This window comes from Neorhizobium sp. LMR1-1-1.1 (genome assembly GCF_040675795.1).
GTDB lineage: Bacteria > Pseudomonadota > Alphaproteobacteria > Rhizobiales > Rhizobiaceae > Neorhizobium > Neorhizobium cellulosilyticum.
Genome location: NZ_JBEGHE010000036.1, coordinates 263,467 through 283,115, shown reverse-complemented (window position 1 = coordinate 283,115; position 19,649 = coordinate 263,467). Strand labels below are relative to the sequence as shown.

Annotated in this window: 17 protein-coding genes and 1 riboswitch; of the genes, 6 read left to right on the top strand and 11 right to left on the bottom strand. The window is 58.8% G+C overall.

What is annotated here, in order from left to right; genetic code table 11:
• Window position 1: 1 nt before the first annotated feature.
• Complete coding sequence (locus tag MRBLMR1_RS21700) at window positions 2-334, bottom strand: cupredoxin domain-containing protein (protein ID WP_148147068.1); 333 nt, start codon at window positions 332-334, stop codon at window positions 2-4.
• A 40-nt stretch (window positions 335-374) separates the two neighbouring features.
• Entirely contained in the window at window positions 375-926 is a 552-nt protein-coding gene (locus MRBLMR1_RS21695) for an iron transporter (protein WP_206826657.1), read from the bottom strand.
• Window positions 927-1,154: 228 nt separating this feature from the next.
• Between MRBLMR1_RS21695 and MRBLMR1_RS21690 the strand changes: the two genes are divergently transcribed.
• The 3 genes from MRBLMR1_RS21690 (at window position 1,155) to MRBLMR1_RS21680 (ending at window position 7,056) form a co-directional block, all read left to right on the top strand.
• Window positions 1,155-2,615 (top strand): 4Fe-4S binding protein, encoded by a 1,461-nt coding sequence (locus MRBLMR1_RS21690; protein ID WP_500066169.1) that lies wholly within the window; start codon window positions 1,155-1,157, stop codon window positions 2,613-2,615.
• Window positions 2,616-2,767: 152 nt separating this feature from the next.
• Window positions 2,768-3,976 (top strand): efflux RND transporter periplasmic adaptor subunit, encoded by a 1,209-nt coding sequence (locus MRBLMR1_RS21685; protein ID WP_500066167.1) that lies wholly within the window; start codon window positions 2,768-2,770, stop codon window positions 3,974-3,976.
• Window positions 3,973-7,056, top strand: coding sequence for an efflux RND transporter permease subunit (locus MRBLMR1_RS21680; RefSeq protein WP_500066165.1), 3,084 nt, complete (start codon window positions 3,973-3,975; stop codon window positions 7,054-7,056). Before MRBLMR1_RS21685 ends, MRBLMR1_RS21680 begins: the two co-directional genes overlap by 4 nt.
• A 416-nt stretch (window positions 7,057-7,472) precedes the next feature.
• On the opposite strand, the gene MRBLMR1_RS21675 is transcribed toward MRBLMR1_RS21680, so the two are convergent.
• Entirely contained in the window at window positions 7,473-7,766 is a 294-nt protein-coding gene (locus MRBLMR1_RS21675; protein ID WP_206826661.1) for an acyl carrier protein, read from the bottom strand.
• A 93-nt stretch (window positions 7,767-7,859) separates the two neighbouring features.
• On the bottom strand, window positions 7,860-8,591 hold the full coding sequence (locus tag MRBLMR1_RS21670) for a phosphatase PAP2 family protein (protein WP_500066162.1): 732 nt from the start codon (window positions 8,589-8,591) through the stop codon (window positions 7,860-7,862).
• A 245-nt stretch (window positions 8,592-8,836) separates the two neighbouring features.
• Between MRBLMR1_RS21670 and MRBLMR1_RS21665 the strand changes: the two genes are divergently transcribed.
• Window positions 8,837-9,559, top strand: coding sequence for a response regulator transcription factor (locus MRBLMR1_RS21665; RefSeq protein ID WP_206826663.1), 723 nt, complete (start codon window positions 8,837-8,839; stop codon window positions 9,557-9,559).
• Window positions 9,560-9,651: 92 nt separating this feature from the next.
• Here MRBLMR1_RS21665 and MRBLMR1_RS21660 read toward each other — a convergent pair whose 3' ends face one another.
• Entirely contained in the window at window positions 9,652-10,500 is an 849-nt protein-coding gene (locus MRBLMR1_RS21660; protein WP_500066159.1) for a MipA/OmpV family protein, read from the bottom strand.
• Between the two features lie 295 nt (window positions 10,501-10,795).
• Between MRBLMR1_RS21660 and MRBLMR1_RS21655 the strand changes: the two genes are divergently transcribed.
• The gene (locus tag MRBLMR1_RS21655) at window positions 10,796-12,100 is read left to right on the top strand and encodes an ATP-binding protein (RefSeq protein ID WP_500066157.1); all 1,305 of its coding nucleotides are present in this window, start codon (window positions 10,796-10,798) and stop codon (window positions 12,098-12,100) included.
• Between the two features lie 49 nt (window positions 12,101-12,149).
• On the opposite strand, the gene ribB is transcribed toward MRBLMR1_RS21655, so the two are convergent.
• The 6 genes from ribB to MRBLMR1_RS21625 all read right to left on the bottom strand — a co-directional run bounded on the left by ribB (window position 12,150) and on the right by MRBLMR1_RS21625 (window position 18,275).
• The gene (ribB, locus tag MRBLMR1_RS21650; RefSeq protein WP_148146912.1) at window positions 12,150-12,782 is read right to left on the bottom strand and encodes a 3,4-dihydroxy-2-butanone-4-phosphate synthase; all 633 of its coding nucleotides are present in this window, start codon (window positions 12,780-12,782) and stop codon (window positions 12,150-12,152) included.
• Window positions 12,783-12,894: 112 nt separating this feature from the next.
• A riboswitch (FMN riboswitch) is annotated at window positions 12,895-13,038 on the bottom strand.
• 98 nt (window positions 13,039-13,136) lie between these two features.
• Window positions 13,137-13,946 carry a DeoR/GlpR family DNA-binding transcription regulator gene (locus MRBLMR1_RS21645; protein ID WP_148146914.1) on the bottom strand — a complete coding sequence of 270 codons (810 nt, stop codon included), beginning with the start codon at window positions 13,944-13,946 and terminating at the stop codon, window positions 13,137-13,139.
• Window positions 13,947-14,040: 94 nt separating this feature from the next.
• A complete protein-coding gene (locus MRBLMR1_RS21640; protein WP_183685605.1) occupies window positions 14,041-15,123 on the bottom strand; it encodes an ABC transporter permease in 1,083 nt (360 codons plus the stop codon).
• Entirely contained in the window at window positions 15,120-16,649 is a 1,530-nt protein-coding gene (locus MRBLMR1_RS21635; protein ID WP_183685607.1) for a sugar ABC transporter ATP-binding protein, read from the bottom strand. The genes MRBLMR1_RS21640 and MRBLMR1_RS21635 overlap by 4 nt, the downstream gene beginning before the upstream one ends.
• Window positions 16,646-17,263, bottom strand: a complete 618-nt coding sequence (locus tag MRBLMR1_RS21630; RefSeq protein ID WP_500066153.1) for a DUF2291 family protein — start codon at window positions 17,261-17,263, stop codon at window positions 16,646-16,648. Before MRBLMR1_RS21630 ends, MRBLMR1_RS21635 begins: the two co-directional genes overlap by 4 nt.
• Before the next feature lie 70 nt (window positions 17,264-17,333).
• Window positions 17,334-18,275, bottom strand: coding sequence for a D-ribose ABC transporter substrate-binding protein (locus MRBLMR1_RS21625; RefSeq protein WP_148146921.1), 942 nt, complete (start codon window positions 18,273-18,275; stop codon window positions 17,334-17,336).
• 380 nt (window positions 18,276-18,655) lie between these two features.
• Between MRBLMR1_RS21625 and MRBLMR1_RS21620 the strand changes: the two genes are divergently transcribed.
• The gene (locus tag MRBLMR1_RS21620; RefSeq protein WP_206826667.1) at window positions 18,656-19,636 is read left to right on the top strand and encodes a sugar phosphate isomerase/epimerase family protein; all 981 of its coding nucleotides are present in this window, start codon (window positions 18,656-18,658) and stop codon (window positions 19,634-19,636) included.
• The last annotated feature ends 13 nt before the right edge of the window (window positions 19,637-19,649 follow it).

Genomic DNA, 19,649 nt, shown 5'->3' with positions numbered 1-19,649 from the left:
GTCAGTCCTCAGAAGGAACCGCGACGAGAACGGCGGGCGGAGCGTCCGGATGAAAATCGTCGAAGAACGAATATTCGCCCGGATCAAGATATTTGATGACGATGAAGGTGGAGACCCCCGGTCCGATCACCTTCTCCTTGCTCAACGGAATGCTCTCGAACTCCGCCGGTGTCTTGCCGTTGTTGATCAGCCGGATTTCGAAGCGGGTTTCGGCCGGCACTTCGAGACGCGACGGCGAAACCACGCCATCGTTGAACGTTATGGTGAAGCTTGGATCGTCAGCGGCCGCCACTATTGCCGGCGGAACAATCGAAAACGCGAGGAACAGCGCCATGGTGAGGCCAAGGCACTGTTCCTTACGGGGGGAAGAGTGATCAGTAGCCACCCTTTTTGCCCACGCCCGTGAAAGTGAAGTCATAGCTGGTCTCGAACGGCTCGAACCATTTGGCGACGCCGGTTTCGTCATCGACATGGCGGCCGAACATCATCCCGTCCGGCGCTGCAATCTTGAACACGAGGTTATAGTCGCCGGGGCCGTCGAGCTTGACGTTGTCGCCGTAATGCGGCCCGTCGGAGGCAACCATCGGCATCAGCGGGCCTTCCGACACTTTCACGCCGCCCTTGGTCAGCACATAGCTAATCGTCAGGTTCGGCACCCAGTCGCCATTGGCAAACCCGTTCTTGTTATCCTTCGTCGCGTGGATATCGGCTTCCAGATGCACGTCGGAATCGGCGGCTGCGCGCATCATGTGAGCCGGCTCCATCAGGATCGGCTGCAGATAGACCGCAGCCACTTCCATACCGCCTGCTTCCTGCGGCTCGCCGATCGGATATTCCAGGGCAGATGCCGAGCCGGCGGAAAAGAGTGTTGCAGCAGCAAAAGCGGCGGGCAGGAATGCCGTCTTGAAAATTTGGGTTTCGCGCATAACAGGTCCTTTTCGGGAAAATGTGGCGCGAACATCTGCCTGGAAAAATGTGGAGTCAAGCCTGAAAGTTTTCATCAAGGTCATGATATAAATGACAAAATTCAAGTACTTCGGCTGATCTCCATGTTAAATATGAGAGTGTTTATCCTGATTGATTGGTATCTCATTCCAATTCGGGCGTGCGACATATTTACACGCTGGAATTGTTGTTGTGCCGAGAGAGATGAAATGACAGAGGTTTACCGTCATCGTGATTTCGCTCCGGCGGCAACGTTCGCGCCATCGCTGCTGGTTGAGGCGGAGGAACTGCCCGAACGCCCGAACTGGCTCATCGCACTCGAAGCATTCTTCGTGCGGACGCGCCCGTATTACTGGATCATCCAGGGCATCATGTTTCTCGTGTTTCTTCTGGTGCTCGGCCTGCCGCTTCTGCTGCCTGATCCGCCGCCGGAAACGACGCCGCTGTCGAATGGAACGCTGGCGCTGCAATATCTGCTCTGGGGCATCTGGTTCCCGCTTGTCTTTCTGTCGGTCATCGTCTTCGGGCGGATCTGGTGCGGTCTTTTGTGCCCGATGGGGGCTGCGTCCGAGCTTGCCAATCGTTACGGGCTGCAGCGCCGGATCCCGGCCTGGATCCGCTGGGAAGGCACGCCTGCGCTCAGCTTCATCGTAATGACGCTTTACGGCCAGACGATCGGTGTGCGGGATCATCCAGAAGCTGCTGCCGGACTTTTCGGCGGCACCATGCTTTTGGCAATCGCGATCGGCGGCCTTTATGGCCGCAAGAAACGCGTCTGGTGCAGGCATCTCTGCCCGATCGGCCGGGTGCTCGGGCTTTATTCCCGGCTTGGCGCGGTTCAGTTCACGCCGAAAATCCGGCTGCCGGGCGGCGATGCCTATAGCCAGAAAGGTGCCTGCCCGACGATGATCGACCTGCCGCGCAAGAGTGAAAGCCGGCACTGTATCGAGTGCTTTCGCTGCGTCCACCCGCACGCGGCTGGCAGTATCCGGCTGGATATCCGTCGTCCGGGCCGCGAGATCGAGGATATTCGTGATCATCGCGCCAACAAGGCGGAGGCCTGGTTCCTGTTTCTGGATACCGGAGTCGCCCTCGGCGGCTTCCTCTGGCTGGTGCTGCCGCAATATCAGCAATGGCGGCAGGCTTTTGGCGTGTTTGCAATCCAGCATCACTGGAACTGGGTCACAACTGTCGGCCCATCCTGGCTGATGAGTATTCATCCGGCGCGCGCGGAAGTGTTCCGCTGGCTCGATTTCGTCATGATCGTCTTCTTCATGTTGGCGGTCATGGCGGCATTGACCGCTGTCCTTGCCTTGTTGACTGCGGCGAGTGCCTTTCTGGCGAAGCGTGCAGGGGCAGATGGCGGCTTCGGGCAGTTGTTTACCGAACTCGGTTATCAATATGCTCCGATTGCGCTGATTAGCCTGATCATCGGGCTTGGGGCAGAACTGCTGGAACCGTTGCGATATACCGCTTTTGGTGCAAGCGGCGCGGGCGCGATCCGCGGCGGGCTGTTTCTCATGGGGCTGCTGTGGAGCGTCTGGCTCGGAATAAAGATCCTCGAACGACAGCAGGTCGCACCAATCAGGCGCTTTCTGCCTCTGCTTCCGGGCATTGCCGGCAGCCTTTTCGTCGGCCTTGGCTGGTGGCCGGCGATCATCGGGATTTGATCGACAGCATTGCCGCGCTGGCGGCGGGTGTAACCTTTCTTAACGTGACGACACACCGGCCGCGCGTCTGATCGCTACGGTTCCTTCCGTATCATCCGCAGACATGTGCGGATAAAACCGAAAGGTGCCTCATGTACGGGATATCCCGATCAGTGCTGCCGCAACTGCGTCTTGCCGTCTCGGCATTGGTGCTGTGGCTGGTGTTCTTCTCCGCGTCACAGGCTGAAAGCCAGACGCCGGTCACGGTCGTCGTCGCTCGAAAAGGCGAGGTGACCGAGAAGATCCCCGTTGTCGGCTCGCTGGTTGCCAGGGAAGAGGTGGAAGTTCGTCCTTTCATCGAGGGACGGGTGATCGAACATATCCTTGCCGAATCCGGGCAGCGGGTCGAGAGAAGGCAGCCGCTTGCGCTGATCGACACGACCGAAGCACGCATGCTGCTCGACAAGAATTCGGTCAGCATGCTGCGGGCAAGAGCCGCCGCTGAAGTGGAGGAAAGCAGGCTGGAAGTTGCCGCCGTCAGCGAGGCGGAGGCGCGCAAGCTCCTGGAGCGCAGTCGGGCGCTACAGCCGAGAGGCGCCGTATCGCAGCAGCTTCTGGACGAACATGAAAATGCCCATGCCCGTGCGGTGGCGGAACTGCGGCTTGCCCGCCAGTCGCTTGCGCTGGCGGAAGCCGATGCGGAGCTGATTGCCCGCGAGCGGAAGGAAATCGAGCTGACGATCGAGCGCAGCACGGTCCGTGCGCCCGATGCCGGGCTGGTGCTCAAGCGAACAGCGCGCATCGGGGCGATGACGTCTGCTTCCGCCAATCCGCTATTCGTCATCGCCAAGGATGCTGAAATCGAGTTTTCCACGCAGGTGACGGAAACGAGTTTTCTGCGGCTCGATGAAGGCATGCGGGCGCAGATCAGCCTGCCGGGATATGAGGGGCAGCTCGGTGGCAGGTTGCGGCTGAATGCAGCGCAGGTCGATCCGGTTACGCGCAGCGGCGAAGTGCGCATCGAACTGGATGAGGCGGATGGGCTGAAGCCCGGCGTCTTTGCCCGCGGAAGCATTAACGCTCCGGCGCGGCGTAACATTCTTCTACCCGGCAGTGCGGTGAATACCGCAAGCGGCGCAAGCAATGTCTTCGTCGTCAAGGACGGTGTCGTGGATCGTCGCGATGTGACTGTCGGCATCCGGCAGGAGGGCTTTGTCGAAATAATTGCCGGTGTCAGCGATGGCGAGATGGTCGTGCTGAAATCCGGCGGGTTTCTGAAAGCCCAGGAAAAGGTCCGGCCCGTTATGGCCATGTCGGAGCGGTCTGTTTCCGATCACATGGCCTCGGCCCTTGCCATGGAAAGCAGGGAGATGGCGCGATGAGCGGCAATATTTCCGCCTGGGCGATCCGCAATCCGCTTCCCTCCATCCTGCTTTTCGTCATCTTGACGGTTGTCGGCATCTACAGCTTTACCCGGCTACCGATCACCTATCTCCCGACGATCATAACGCCGGCCGTGAAGGTCACGGTCGAGCAATCCGGCGCCACGCCGGTCGAACTGGAAACCGAGGTGACGCGGCTTGTCGAAAATGCGATCGCCTCGCTTCCGGCGATCAAGGAATTGTCGTCGACGATCGGCGAGGGGCGTTCGGTCACCACGGTCGAATTCGAACTCGGCCTGGTTTCGCCGGATCGGGCGATGAACGATGTGCGAGATGCCGTGACAAGGATCAGGGGTGATCTGCCGAGCGCGATCGACGAGCCGATCATCGAACGGATCGAGGAGGAGGCGCAATCGATCGTCACTTATGCCGTCTCCAGCCAGGAAATGACGGTGACCGAACTATCCTGGTTAATCGATGACACGGTAAAACGCGACCTGCAGGGGCTCTCCGGCGTCGGGCGTATCGATCGGATCGGCGGGGCCGACCGCGAGATCCATGTCGAGCTCGATGCCGACCGGCTGCAGGCATTGTCGCTTTCGGTCAACTCGGTCAACGAGACGATCATGGAAACCCAGCTCGACCGTTCGGGCGGGCGCAGTGATATGGAGGGCCGCGAACAGGTGCTGACGACAGCCGCCGCCGCTAGCACCGTTTCCGGCTTGGCGGAAACCCGCCTGTCGCTTGGCGGCGAAAACTCGGTCCGGCTGGCGGATGTCGCAACCGTCAGCGACACCTTTGCCGAACCGCGCGCGTTTGCGACTCTGAACGGTTCCGATGTCGTCGGTTTCTCAGTCTATCGGTCCCAGGGCGCAAGCGCCGTCACCGTGGCGAATGGAGTATTCGCTGCGGTCGAAAAACTACGTCTCAGCCATCCCGGTCTTCGCTTCGAGATTGTTGATGACACGATTTCATACACGGAAGGAAATTATCATTCGGCGATCAATACCCTGCTCGAAGGGGCGGCACTTTCGATCATCGTCGTGTTCCTCTTCCTGCGCGATTGGCGCGCGACGCTGGTTGCGGCTGTCGCATTGCCGCTGTCGATCATCCCGACATTCTTTGCCATCGACATGCTCGGCTTTTCGCTCAACATCCTCAGCCTGCTCGCCATTACGCTGGTGACCGGCATCCTGGTCGATGATGCGATCGTCGAGATCGAAAATGTTGTCCGGCATCGCAACATGGGAAAATCCGCCTATCGCGCGGCACTCGATGCATCGGACGAAATCGGTCTGGCAGTGATTGCGATCTCGGCAACGATCATCGCCGTCTTTGCGCCTGTCGGGCTGATGAGCGGTGTCGTTGGGCTATATTTCCGCGAATTCGGCCTGACCGTAGCTATCGCGGTGTTCTTTTCGCTTCTCGTCGCGCGGCTGATCACTCCGGTCATGGCGGCCTATATCATGACCGCCGCTCCGCCGGTCGAACCGAGAAAAGGAAAATTGTCGCTCGCCTACGAGTGGCTGCTGCGGCTGACGCTGCGGTGGAAATGGTTGACGGTCACAGCCGCCTTCGGCCTGTTCGCGCTGGCGATGATGTCACTTATGTCGGTTCCGACCACGTTCCTGCCGGAAGAAGACACCGGCCGCCTGACGCTGACCGTCGAATTGCCACCCGGCACAAGCCTCGACGAGACCCGTCAGGTCACCGACGGGATCGCCGCCACGATCGGTAAGCTCGCCGAAGTCGAGGGTGTGCTGGTTCGGGCCGGATCGAGCATGAGCGGCCAGCAGGATGTGCGTTATGCTGTCGTCTCCGTCGACCTCGTGCACAAGGCGGAGCGTAACCGGTCTTCCTTTGCTATCGAAGCCGAACTCGAAAAGGCGCTGGTCGATATTCCAGATGTGCGAATGCGCTTTCTCAACGATCGCGGCGGTCGCGACATATCTTTTTCCGTGCTGGGCAGTGACGGCGATGCCGTTCAGGCCGCGACCGATCGGATCCTTCGCGAGATGGCATCAGACAGCAGCTTTGTCGGGGCTTCGAGTGACAATGTCGCGATGCGGCCGGAGCTGCGCATGACGGTCGATACCGAAAAGGCGGCGACGCTCGGTGTCTCCACCGCAGCCATTGCCAGCACGATGCGGATTTCGACGATCGGCGATGTGGATTCGCGCCTGGCGAATTTTATCGAGGGCTCGCGGCAGATCCCGATCCGCGTGGTTCTCGATCGCGCCGCGCGGGGAAATTTGGGGGTCTTCGAGACGCTGAGCGTTCCGGCCGCAAATGGTGGACAATTGCCGCTGTCGGCGGTCGCCACGATCAGTCTCGATGAGACAGTTGCGGCGATCGATCGTTTCGAGCGCCAGCGCCGGATCGAGATCGGCGTTGACATGGCGAATGGCCTCACATCAGGCCAGGGGCTTGAGCGGTTGATGCAGCTCGAAAGCGTGAAGACCCTGCCGGATGGCGTGCGTGTCCAGGCGACCGGCGATTCGGATACGGAAGGAGAGATATTCGAGAGTTTTGCCGTTGCCATGGGTGGCGGTATCATGCTGGTGCTCATCGTCCTGATCCTGCTTTTCAAAAGCGTCCTGTCGCCTTTCACCATCCTGGCATCGCTGCCACTTTCCATCGGCGGGGTCGTCGCGGCGCTGCTTCTCAGCGGCTACCCGATATCCCTGCCTGTCGTGATCGGTATCCTGATGCTGATGGGTATCGTCACCAAGAATGCGATCATGCTGGTGGATTTCGCCGTCGAGCGGGAGGCGCATGGGCTTTCGCGCGGAGAGGCGGTTGTCGAAGCCTGCCGCGAGCGGGCGCGCCCGATCATCATGACGACACTTGCCATGGTAGGCGGCATGTTGCCCTCGGCTTTCGGTATCGGAGAGGGGGGCGAGTTTCGGGCTCCGATGGCAATCGCGGTGATCGGCGGGCTGCTGGTTTCCACCATCCTCTCGCTGGTGGTGATCCCCTCCCTGCACCTGATCGTCTCCGCCGGCGGCGATCGTGCAGGCCAAATCTTCAGGCCTTTCCTCCAGTCGGCCGAAGCGGACCTGAAAGAGGTCCAGAAATAGGCGCGCCATGATCCGACGGCCCCCCAGGCCGATCCCCGGCGCGTCTGGACGGGGCCAGCTTCCGCAGGCTGGCCCCGTCATCCGTTTCTGCATATTGTTTGGGAATGCGATGTCCGCAAACTGGAGCTTAGTGCGTCACCTATTCCGAGCTTGCCGCAGGCGAGGCGTGGCCTCGATACTTCAATAGCTGCGATCCACCAAAAGCATCAGGATAACAGGGCCGCCCAGAAGCGCGCCGGCAAGAACTGCCGATATCAGTACCTGAAAAATCAAACGTGAGAGGGGGCTTCTATGCATTCAAAGCAACCTGCATCGGATGAACGTCAAATTCCCTGGCGAGGCTGTGAGAAGAAAAGGGATGCAAAAACAGAGCCATGCCGAAAGGCATGGGCCTTTGCTTCCCGGCACGTAAATTCTCAAAGCCGATCCGCCCTGGCGTTCTCAGAGGCTTGCAGATGTCGGATAATGTCGCCGACCGTCAGAAACCGGTCGGCCATGTCGTCATTGATGGTAAAGCCAAACTCTTCTTCGAAGGCCATCACCATCTCGGTGATCTCGAGCGAGTCCGCACCCAGATCCTGCGACAGGCTTGCATCTTCGACGAGAAGCTCTTCGGGAAGATCAAGATAGGTCGCGATGATGCTCTTTACCCTGTTCGCCAGGTCTTTTGTGATGGGCTGGTGAGACCCGGTAAGACGGGAATTTTCCATGGTGAAATCTCTTTGGCGTTGTCATGAAATAGGCCGCAGCCCGAAAGCTCGGGCTACGGCGCAGATGCGCGATATCGACGTCGGCCGTGGTTTTCACACCGGGTAGGCCTCACCATTCTTCTCGACAACAAATCGGACCCGCTGGACTTGGCGCAGCAGCAAATCCGCTGAGAGCATCACGATGGTGACGATGAGCATGGAAATTACGACGTCGGAGAGATAATGCCCGCCGAACAGAATGCGGTTGAACGACAATGAGACGGCTAAAATGCCGAGCAGGGTCTGCACTATCCTGCGAATTGTCCTCTGGCCGGCCGGGAGGAGATAGACGAGAGACATCATTGCCATTGCGCCTGCTGCTTCTCCCGACGTGAACGAACAGTTCGATGCACAAGCCTGGGAAAATTCCCAGGGAGCGGACAGGGGATCCTCACCACCAAGCCCAAATGTGTCGCGTGGCCTTGCCCTTCCAAACGTGTTCTTCAGGAGCATATTCACGATAAGACCGACGCCCACGCCGTAGGTGATCAGCGGAACAAATGTGCGGCCGAGACTGACACCAATCGCATTCCTCAGACGCTGCGAGAGCAGCAGGAGCATTGACGCACCTATCACGACCGTACCGGCCCAGAAATTCGCCTGCCGCAGTGTCTGCAGCGATCCATTATGCTTCAGGGGGAATTGTTCGCCGTCAAAGAAATGCTGTGAAACGGTCATGTCGATGGATGGATTGAGATAGAATGCGACACTCGTAACCACCGTCGCCATGACGACGAGCGAAAGGTGGAAGCCTGCTTGCTTGTTGCGCGAGACTGGTAACGTCATAGGTTTGCTCCAGGTTTTCGGAGCAAGCTATTCCTGGCGACATGGCCGGTTCATTTTGTCTTGTTTCGTATTGTTGCGTGCCATCTCACAAAGCTTCCCGGAGGCTTTTCGGGCATGCAGAAATGCGTAACTGCTTGTATTGTCGATTTCTTCCCAAGCTTCGTAACAAAACTTAATAAAGCGAAACATATGCTCCCCGGCGGGCATGCGAAACGCGTGCAGTCAGGCGATCAAGGACGACAGCCGTGCAAGCAAACTCAGCCAATGCAAAGATCCTGATTGTCGAGGATGATCCCGAAATCGGTAAGCTGCTCGCGCTTGCCATTCAGGAAAACGGCATGGTGGCGACCGTTGCCGAAGACGGGCATGTAATGAACGCCCTCTTACGCACCAACGAATTCGACCTCATCATCCTGGATGTCATGTTGCCCGGTGAAGATGGTCTGAGCATCTGCCGGCGCATCCGCTCGGAAAAGACGACGCCGATCATTCTTTTGACCGCGCTCGGTGAAGAGGTTGACCGCATCGTCGGGCTGGAGGTCGGTGCCGATGACTATGTCACCAAGCCGTTCAGCCCCCGCGAAGTCGTTGCCCGTATCCGCAGCCTGCTTCGGCGTGCATCCTACGGGCTGGTGAACACCGCGGTTCAGCGAAAGCTCCGCTTCGAAGGCTGGCAGATAGACCCCCTGCGCCGACAACTGCATGATCCGAGCAATGCCCGGGTTTCCGTGACGACGACGGAATTTGATCTTCTGCTCGCCTTCTGCCGCAATCCCGGCCGGGTGATTACGCGCGAAGAGCTTCTTTCGCTCACCCATACCGGCCTTGCCGGTCCGATCGAACGCAGTGTTGATGTCCATATCAGCCGTCTCAGACAGAAGATCGAGGCCGATCCGAAAAGCCCGGTTCTGCTGCAAACCGTGCGGCTCGGCGGCTACATGTTTACCGCCAATGTCGAACAGGCTTGAATGGCTGCGGTGCGCTCAGACGCGGGTGCGATGCACCCTATAAAAAAGCCGGGGCAATGCCCGGCTTTCATCGTCTTTGACGCCCGTCTTCTTCAGAATTTGTAGCCGACAAATAGAGAAGCGGAGGGCTGTGTCTTTTCTTCCACGATCGGGCTGTCTGCAGCGTCTCCTGTCAGGAAACCCACGCCGGCTTCGCCGCGGATAAGCCAGTTTTCGCTCAACAGGTAGATTGCCGATGCCGAAACGTTGACGCGTTTCAGGCCGGCTTCGGCCTTGTATTCCGCAAGACCGGATCTTGCCGCCTGGGCGGCGGTGACGCCGAAATAGGATTGCATGTGCTTGTCGTTGGCCACCACCGCCTCGACGCCTGCGCCGAGGATCAGCCGTTTGCTGACCGGCGCCTGATATTCTGCGCCGAATGTGCCGATCAGGCTCTCGCTGCCTTCGATGGTCTGGTCGACGCTCGCATAAATCTCGAAGCCGTCCCATTTATAGGAGGCCTTGGCGCCGACGGTGGCTGCGAAGTCGATATCGCCCAGCCCCCTCAGGCGGTCAGCGTCGTCTTCATCGCGTCCGCCTTCGTAACCGACCTTGGCGGCGAGTGCGAAACCGTTGTGCTCGAATGCGGTGATCGTCACGCCGCGCGGATCGATCTCCAGCCACTCGCCATAGGTGAAGACGACGAATGGTACGGGCTGGACCTTGAAGTCGCCGCTACCTTCATATTCCGGCTCGTAAATTCCACCGGCGCCGACGATTAGGCTCCAGTTGCGTTCCGGTTTTTCCTTGTTGAACCGCTCCTGGTCGAATGGCGGTTCCGGCGGCTGTCCTGCAAGGCCTGCATCGGCGGCGAGCGTGGTCGAAACCGTGCCGGCGATCGCGAGCGTGACGTATATGGCGCTTGCGAGAAGTCGCCGATCGGTCCGTTGGATAAAAGACATGGGTGCTCCAGTGAATTTAACACGGGCACCACCTCAAGGGCGAGCCGTGCATGCAACACGTCTGTCCTGTCACGGATGGATGCGGTGCAGCATGTCTTTGTGTTACGCTTTGTTGCGGGCAAGGCGGATTGGACGGCCTGGGTGCAAGGCAGGGTGCGATCGACACAAAACTTAATGTGGTTTTGCAGCGGATGGCCTTATCTTCAGGGCAATGGGCCCTGCGATAAGGGCCGCAATGCAATCTGTACCGGGCGGAACGGCCCAAGGGGGCGTTTTGGGATTTCGGGTCTCCCGGTTGATTTCGACCATTCACGGCCAGATCACCGCAGTCATTTTCGCCTGCCTGATCATTGCTTTCATCATCGGTTCGACGCTCGAAAGTTGGGTCAGGGAGGAATACAGCGCTCCAGATATGGAAAGTATGTCGGCCCACGTGACCGCGATCGCTTCTGTGTTTGCGTCGGCAACGCCCAGCGACAGAGATGTGATACTGGCGGCTGCTAATCACGAAGACGGGCGTCTGACATTGCAGCCGCTCTCGTATTCAGAACGTTTCACCACGTCCTCGCCTGACGAGCCTTTCCTCCAAGTCATCCTCGATCGCCTACTTCCTCCAGAAAACCACCCCGTACCATTTGGTGGCTGGAGGACATTTGCCGACGGCAGACGTGTGCTTGCCGCGCAAGTCGATCAGGATACACTTCTCGTCATGGAATTGCCCGAAAGCTTCCTTCGCAACGATGCACTGATATTCGGTTCGAACTATCTGGTGGCAACAGTCACGCTGCTCATCCTGTTTTCGCTTTTTGCAGTACGGGCGCTGACCAGCCCTTTGCGACGTATCGCTTCCGCGGCGATGAAAGCGGACATTTCTCTCGGCCCGGCGATCTTCGAAGAACGTGGAAGCTCTGAAATCGTCACACTCGCCCGGGCGCTAAATGGCATGCAGCGGCGAATCTCGACCATGGTGGAATCGCGAACAAGGATGTTGCGTGGCATCAGCCACGACCTGCGGACGCCGCTGACGCGCCTGCGGCTTCGCGCGGAAAGGGTGAGCGAAGAAGAGATCAGGGAAGGTCTTCTGGGAGATATCGAGCGGATCGACAGGCTGTTGAAGGAAAGCCTCGGTTATCTTCGCGACAACCACCAACGCGAAGTCTCGCAACGCGCGGATCTCGCTTCCATGCTGCAGACGACCTGTGACGAATTCGCCGATATGGGGCATGATGTGCAGTATGATGGCCCGGCGCGGATGGTCACCAACTTCAAGCCGCTGGCGCTGACACGCGCGATTACCAACCTGTGCGAAAACGCGATCAAGTTCGGCACGCATGTGACTGTCGAGCTTCGCGCAGTCGATGGTCAGGCGGTTATCGACATCAGCGATGACGGGCCGGGAATTCCCGAGCAATATCGCACGCGCGTGCTGGAACCCTTCTTCAAGGTGGATACAGCGCGCCAGGACACGGAAACAGGTTTCGGTCTCGGGCTTTCGATCGTTGCCGAGATCGTCCAGGCGCATCATGGAAAACTGGTCCTGCTGGATCGTCAGCCCAATGGGCTCGTGGCGCGGATCATCCTGCCTCTGGAGCACAAATAAAAAACGGCGAGCCTGTGGGGCTCGCCGTAACTTTCTCAATCCCGAGCTATCAGGCTGCTGCCAGCGCTCCGGCTTTCGCGTCATTCAGGTATCGAACGAGATCCTCGATGGTAATGACCAGCAGGCCGTTCTGTTCGGCGAAGATCTCGAGCTGCGGAAGACGGGCCATCGTGCCGTCTTCATTGGAAATTTCGCAGATGACGCCGGCCGGGGATTTTCTGGCCAGCCTGCAAAGATCGACTGCCGCTTCCGTGTGACCGGTGCGACCGAGAACGCCTTCCGGGTTTGCCCGCAAGGGGAAGATATGGCCGGGGCGGGCAAAATCTGCAGGGCGGGCGCTCGGGTCGACAAGCGCCTTGACGGTCGCGGCGCGATCGGCCGCTGAGATGCCGGTCGTGGTGCCCGGAATGTAATCGACGGATACGGTGAAGGCCGTTTTCATCGATTCCGTGTTGTTCGGCACCATGAGGGGAAGTTCGAGTTCGTCGATGCGATTGTGGTCCATGGCGATGCAGATCAGGCCACGAGCCTTGTTCATCATGAACGCTATCTTTTCGTTTGTCGCATCTTCTGCAGCAAAGATCAGATCGCCTTCATTTTCGCGATCCTCGTCATCGACAACGACAACCATTTCGCCGCGGGCGAAGGCTTCTACTGCATCTTCAATTCTGGAAATCGTCATTTCAAGTCTTTCAAGGGTTAAGCCGGTGAAGGCTGTTGCATCGGCTTTCGCCGACAAAACTTATCCCTTGGGCGAACAAGCGCCACGGGCAGCCCGGTCAAAGGCCGCCGCGGGTTGGTCTCTTCCATCCGGACTGTAACCGTCGGCTCCGGCATCTCACCGGATCTGCTGACCTTCCTTTTGGGAAGCGCTCGCGGGCTCCGGGGGAGACCCCGATACCGCCGGTGGGGAGTTGCACCCCGCCCTGAGAACGGGCCAAGTTTATTTCAACAGACGCTTGAATTGCAACAGGCAAACGCACCCAGAAAATTCAGATAGGGATGAAAATATTGCGCAATCGCTGGAAGATGCGCTTTATTTTGCTATCAGAACCTCGATACCGCGCTTCTCGAATTCTTTCGCATCCCGGTCGGAAATCCCGTCATCGGTGATGAAGGAATTGATCACGTCCAGCGAACCGAGACGGGTGAAGGACGAGCGGTTGATCTTGGTGCTATCGGCGACGAGATAGACATGCGCCGCGGCCTTGATCATCGCTTCCTTGAGCTGAAGGTCGGCAAAGCTCGGATAGGTGAGACCCGCATCGAGCGCCACGCCGGCGGTGGCGAGAAACAGCTTGCCGGCGAAGATGTTGCGGAAATACTCGACCGACTTGTCGCCCGAGAGCGACAGCGTCGGCGATTTGAACTGGCCGCCCGGCATATGCACCGCAAAGGTCGGTACCGAGCCCAAGATGATCGCGATGTTCAGCGCATTGGTGATCAGCGTCAGGTCGCGCCGGTTGGTCAGTCGGGTGGCGATTTCGGTCGTCGTCGTGCCCGCATCCAGGATCAGCGTCTCGCCGTCCTTGACAAGGCTTGCGGCAAGCGCGCCGATGCGGCGCTTCTTGTCCATGTTCTCCTGGTGGTGGAGCGTCATCGTGCCGGTCGCGGGCACTGCGGTGTTCAGATAGGCGCCGCCATGTTCACGGGTGATGAAGCCTTCGCTTTCCAGCCGCTCCAGATCCTGCCTGATCGTCGCTTCCGACACGCGGAAGGCGCCGGCGAGATCTCTCACCCGCGCCGACCCTTCTTCCTGTAGCCATTCGAGGATACGGCGCCGTCTCGGCTCGGACAGGAGGCCGATCATCGACTCCGAAGCATCCTGCTCTTCTCTCGCTTCCATTCCGGCCTGCCTAATCCTTTAATCGCAAACAATCGAAACCATTCGATTCACTTCCTATGGGATCATTACAGGAATGGCCTTGCGCTTTAAATCCTCAATTCGCGTTCTGCTGCAGGACGACACGAGCCTGCAGCTTCTGCTGCACCTGATCGACGACAACGGCGGCGATGATGACGAGACCTTTGATGACGGTCTGCCAGAAGGACGAAACGCCCATCATGATAAGCCCATCCGCAAGAATGCCGATCACGAATGCACCAACAATGGTGCCGGCGATGCGGCCGCGTCCACCTGACATGGATGTACCGCCAAGAACGGCTGCGGCAATGGCGTTGAGTTCGAATGTCTCGCCGGTCGCCGGATGGCTGGCCTGCAGCTGTGACGAAATGATCAGGCCGACAAGTGCGGCGCAAACCCCGGAGAACATGTAGACGAACAGTTTCGTGCGGTCGACATTGACGCCGGAGAGTGCCGCCCCGCGCTCGTTGCCGCCGACAGCATAGATATGCCGGCCAAGCGGTGTGCGCGTTGCAAGATAGGCAGCGCCCAGTGCGACCACGACCATGATCCAGACGGAGACGGGCAGGCCGAAGAATGTACCCGAGCCGATGATGCGGAACGTGTCCGATCCGTATTCCGGATTGCCCGCGAGGTTGGGAAAGGTCCGGCCGTCGGAGAAGAGAAGCGCCGAGCCGCGGGCGACATAAAGGATGCCGAGCGTCGCGATGAATGGCGCGACATTCAGCTTTGTTATCAGCATCCCGTTTATCCAGCCTATGAATATGCCGACGACAAGCACGATGAGGCAGATCTCGATCGTGTTGAACTGGACGCTGTAGGCGACACCGATAAAGCCGAGGTCGATGCCATAAAGAACCAGATAGCCGGCGACCATGGCGCAGAGGCCGACAATGGAGCCGACCGAAAGATCGATCCCGCCTGCGATGATGACGAAGGTCATGCCGATTGCGAGGATCGCGTTCAGCGCCACATGCTTGGAAATGATCAGCATGTTGCCTGTCGTCAGGAAGTTCGGTGCGGCAATGGCGAAGAAGGCGAAGACCAGGATCAGCGCCACGAAGGTGCGCATGTGCAGAAGCAGCAGAAGCGCCGATGTTCTGGATTTGTGACCGCCGATGACGGTCTTGGCGTTGCCCGAGGCGTCGATGCTGCTCATTGTGTTTCAACCCTGTTCAGATTTGGGGTTGCCGCGGAGATGACCTCCGCAGCGCTTGCGCCGGCCGGGAATTGTCCGGTCAGCCGTCCATTCGCCATGACGAGTACGCGATCGGAAAGGGCGAGAACTTCTTCCAGATCGGATGTTACGAAGAGGATGCCGAGGCCATCGGCGGCAAGCCGGCGCATGGTGCGAAAGATTTCCGCCTTGGCGCCGATATCGATGCCACGCGACGGCTCGTCCATCAGCAGGATTTTCGGCCTTGTCATCAGCGCCTTGCCGATCACCACCTTCTGCTGGTTTCCGCCGGAAAGGCTGGAGACGGGATGTTCGAGGCTGGCGATCTTGATCGCCATCCGCTTGACGAATTCCGCGGCCTTGGCGGCTTCGGCCTTCAGGGATAGATGAAACCCTCGGGTAAAATCGTAAAGCGACGACATGGTCAGGTTTTCGCGGATCGTCATGATCTGCACGAGCCCGTCGCGCTTGCGATCTTCGGGGATGAGTGCAAGGCCGCGACGGATGCGGCCGGAGACGCTTTTCTCCTTCACCGGCTTGCCGCCGATGAAGATCTGGCCCGAGGAATTCGGGTGCTGCGCCATGATGCATTCGAGAAGCTCGGAGCGGCCGGCGCCCATCAGGCCGTAAAGCCCGACGATCTCGCCCTCGCGCACGGAGAGCGACATGTGGTCGACGGCGTAGCCGCCCGCTTGGCTTGGAAGGCAGACATTATCGACACGAAACACTTCCTTGCCGAGTTCATGGTCGCCGGTCTTCGGAAATTCCTTCGAGGCGCTGCCGATCATGTTGGCGACGATCCACGGGATATCGACGCCCTGCATCGAGCGCGATCCGGTAATGGCGCCGTCTCGCAGAACGGTGATGTAGTCGCCGATGCGGATCAGCTCTTCCAGCCGATGGGAAATGTAGACAATGCCGACGCCCTGCTTCTTCAGGTCGTTGATCACCCTGAACAGAACCTCGACCTCTGTGGCCGACAGCGCGGACGTTGGCTCGTCGAGGATCAGGATGCGGGCGTTTTCGGCAAGCGCCTTGGCGATTTCGACGATCTGCTGCTGGCCGATCCGCAGGTTTCCGAGCGGCGTATCCGGGTCGATATTCTGCTCGAGACGTTTCATCAGCGCCGCTGCGGCCGTTCTCTGCGCCTGGCTGTCGATATGGATGCCGGCGCGGGTCTTTTCATGGCCGACGAAGATGTTTTCCGCCACGGTCAGATTGGGGAACAGGTTGAGTTCCTGAAAAACGATACCGACGCCGTGTTTTGCGGCATCCGTCTTGTCGGCGAAGACGACCTGCTGGCGGTCTATTTCGATCGTGCCGCCGTTCAGCTGTTCGACGCCGGCGATGATCTTCATCAGCGTCGATTTTCCGGCGCCATTTTCACCGACGAGAACGTTCACCGCTCCCATGCGCAGGTCGAAATCGACATTTTTCAGCGCCTGGGTGCCGGGATAGATTTTCGAGCCATTGCGGATCGAAAGGCCGATGGGATTGGCTTCCGTCATGGCGCGACCTCGATCGATACCGGCGTGATTAACGGCTTTTCGCTGGCCGTACGGATGACCACGGCACCGACAAAATTCACCTTCTTGCCCTTCAGCTCGATATCGGCAGCGGGGAGCTTGGAGACGGCCTTGTCGTTCAGCGCGCGGCCGAGTTTCGCGTATTCGATCTGGTCGCGGAATGTCGAGAAATCGTAGAGATTGGTGGTGTCGCGCAAGGCGCTGCCCTTGACGACCGGGCCGAGCTGCAGCGTCGCATCAGCCTTTCCGTCGCCATCGACGTCGATTTCCGCAACGCCGGCCTTGGTGCTGGCGCGGGTATCTTCCAATACGGTGGCCGTGCCCTTGACCGGGAAATTCCAGCCGCCTCCGGCACCGCCAACACGGACGCCGTAGCTTTCGCCCGCCTTGTCGAGGCTGCCCTTGATCGCATTTTGCAGCGTTGCAAGCTCGGCCGCCTTTTCGGTCAGGGCCGGAACCAGCTTGATGTCGAATGTCGTCTCGACGATCTCGGCGATTGGATCGGCAGCAGCTTCGCTATCACCGGTTTTCACCAGTTTGCAGCCGGAAACGGACGCGGCAAGAAGGCTTGCCACAAACAGGGTCGTGATTTTCATGGTACCCGCACTTCTTTTAAAGCAAGAGGCACCCGGGACATATAGCATGTCCCGGGTGGGGATGGCGGTCTTATGGCTTCAGCGCGAAGGTCTCGAGCTTTTCGGCATTGGCGGCATTGATGAGAATGCAATCCATCAGCTGCTTTTCATCGAGGCCGGTCTTGCCGGTCTTGATGAACTTGTCCGCCTGTTCGACGGCGTTCTGCGCTTGCTGGTAGGCCGGCTGGAGAACGGTCGCCTTGATGCCGCCCTTCTTGATCGAGTCGCGGACGTCGTTGGAACCGTCGAAGCCGACGACGATCACATCCTTGCGGCCGGCGGCCTCAAGTGCCGCATAGGCGCCCATGGCCATCGTGTCGTTGCCCGAGATTACACCCTTGATATCCGGATGTGCCTGCAGCATCGATTCCATCACCGTATAGGCTTCGGTCTGTGACCAGTTGGCCGTCTGCTTGGCAACCAGCTTCATCTCCGAATACTGGTCGATGACATCATGATAGCCCTGCGAGCGAATGCCGGCATTGGTGTCGGATTCCTTGCCGAGCAGTTCTGCATAATTGCCCTTTTCGCCCATCAGCTTGACGAATTCTTCCGCCCCGAGCTGGGCGCCCTGGTAGTTGTTGGAGACGATCTGCGAAACGGCAACGCCGGCCGTGGTGATTTCGCGGTCGATCAGGAACGAGGGAATGCCCTTGTCCTTGGCCTTCTGTACGGCGGCAACGGAGGCATCCGCGCCTGCGTTGTCGAGAATGATGGCCTTCACGCCAGCTGCGATGGCGCTGTCGAAAAGTTCGCTTTGCTTGTTCGCGTCATCGTCGTGAACCAGAACCATGGTCGCATAACCCAGTTCCTTCGCCTTTGCCGCAGCGCCATCGGCTTCAGCCTTGAAGAATGGGTTGGAATGGCTCGGCGTGATGATCGCGATCGTATCGGCAGCAAGTGCCGTGCCTGACATGGCGCCGGCAATACCCAGCGCGACGACAGACATCAAAAGACGTTTCGTAAGCTTCATGATTACCTCCCGTTGAAAAAAGACCACCCTCCCGTGGCGTCTATTGCGAACTATCGATCACTTTCGTTTATTGTCAATATGTTTTTGATGGCTGCGCTTTTGTGTGGCAATCAAGCCTTCTTGTTCTCTCTTATGTTGCAATGCGGCATATTTTTTAGACCTCATGCCTCTTGAAGCTCTAATAATTCACTTGAATGTTCTCCCGTCGTATGTCAGTTATCTTCAAAACGAAAGAGATCGAAAGTAATCAAAAGTCTTTTGTTGGTTTGTCCGGGATGTGCGCCTCATTCTGAGGAGGAGGGCGCATAGCGGCGCCACGAGCGCGCGGCATCATTCTTGAAATCCGATAGGGGCGACACGGAATAATCGGAGGAAACATCATGACTGCACAACGTTTCGGCGCCGGGATCTGGCATTTCGCAACCTATCTCGACCGTTACGCGACGGATGGTTACGGCAGGCCGCGCAGCGTCATCGAGGCGATCGATCTGGCCGGCCAGGTCAAGGATCTGTCGGTCGTCGATATCAACTATCCCTTCTTCGGCGGCGACTTTTCCAATGCGCAGGTAAAAGAGGCGCTGGATCGCAATAAGCTCGGTGTCATCGGCATCACGCCGGAAATCTACACGCGCGAATTCGTCAAGGGTTCCTTCACCAACCCGGATGCGGGCGTCCGTCGCCGCACTCATGAACTGGTGACCGAGGCCTGCGATCAGGTCCGTTATTTCGGTGCCGATTACGTCAAGCTGTGGCCGGGTCAAGATGGCTGGGACTATCCGTTCCAGGTCGATTACGGCACGCTGTGGAAGCATTCGCTCGATGGTGTCGGCCAGCTCGCCAGCGAAAACCCGGATTTGAAATTCGTCATCGAATACAAGCCGCGCGAACCGCGCGTTCGCATGAGTTTCGGTTCGGTTGCCCGCACGCTTCTCGGCATCGAGAAGATCGGCCTGCCGAATGTCGGCATCCTGCTCGATTTCGGCCACGCCATTATGGGCGGTGAATCGGCCGCCGACAGCGCACAGCTCGCGATCGACTACGGCCGGCTGTTCGGCATGGACGTGAACGACAACTACCGTTCCTGGGATGACGATCTGGTCGCTGGCAGCCTGCATCCGATCGAAATCTTCGAGTTCTTCTACGTTCTGCGGAAGAACAAGTGGGAAGGCGTGTGGCAGCTCGACCAGTTCCCGTTCCGTGAAGACAGTGTCGCGACCGCCAATCACGCGATCGATTTCCTCAAAGCCGCCGACAAGGGGCTCGAGGCGCTCGATGTCGATGCATTGAAGGAAGCCCAGAGCCGCCACGATGCGATCGGTGCGCTGAAAATTGCGCAGAAGGCCCTGTTCGGCGCCATGTAGGCGCCCCTTGCGG

Coding starts and splice junctions, on each gene's coding strand:
- MRBLMR1_RS21700 (WP_148147068.1), bottom strand. CDS start 334: ATGGCGCTGTTCCTCGCGTTTTCGATTGTTCCGCCGGCAATAGTGGCG.
- MRBLMR1_RS21695 (WP_206826657.1), bottom strand. CDS start 926: ATGCGCGAAACCCAAATTTTCAAGACGGCATTCCTGCCCGCCGCTTTT.
- MRBLMR1_RS21690 (WP_500066169.1), top strand. CDS start 1,155: ATGACAGAGGTTTACCGTCATCGTGATTTCGCTCCGGCGGCAACGTTC.
- MRBLMR1_RS21680 (WP_500066165.1), top strand. CDS start 3,973: ATGAGCGGCAATATTTCCGCCTGGGCGATCCGCAATCCGCTTCCCTCC.
- MRBLMR1_RS21675 (WP_206826661.1), bottom strand. CDS start 7,766: ATGGAAAATTCCCGTCTTACCGGGTCTCACCAGCCCATCACAAAAGAC.
- MRBLMR1_RS21670 (WP_500066162.1), bottom strand. CDS start 8,591: ATGACGTTACCAGTCTCGCGCAACAAGCAAGCAGGCTTCCACCTTTCG.
- MRBLMR1_RS21660 (WP_500066159.1), bottom strand. CDS start 10,500: ATGTCTTTTATCCAACGGACCGATCGGCGACTTCTCGCAAGCGCCATA.
- ribB (WP_148146912.1), bottom strand. CDS start 12,782: ATGACGATTTCCAGAATTGAAGATGCAGTAGAAGCCTTCGCCCGCGGC.
- MRBLMR1_RS21645 (WP_148146914.1), bottom strand. CDS start 13,946: ATGGAAGCGAGAGAAGAGCAGGATGCTTCGGAGTCGATGATCGGCCTC.
- MRBLMR1_RS21640 (WP_183685605.1), bottom strand. CDS start 15,123: ATGAGCAGCATCGACGCCTCGGGCAACGCCAAGACCGTCATCGGCGGT.
- MRBLMR1_RS21635 (WP_183685607.1), bottom strand. CDS start 16,649: ATGACGGAAGCCAATCCCATCGGCCTTTCGATCCGCAATGGCTCGAAA.
- MRBLMR1_RS21630 (WP_500066153.1), bottom strand. CDS start 17,263: ATGAAAATCACGACCCTGTTTGTGGCAAGCCTTCTTGCCGCGTCCGTT.
- MRBLMR1_RS21625 (WP_148146921.1), bottom strand. CDS start 18,275: ATGAAGCTTACGAAACGTCTTTTGATGTCTGTCGTCGCGCTGGGTATT.
- MRBLMR1_RS21620 (WP_206826667.1), top strand. CDS start 18,656: ATGACTGCACAACGTTTCGGCGCCGGGATCTGGCATTTCGCAACCTAT.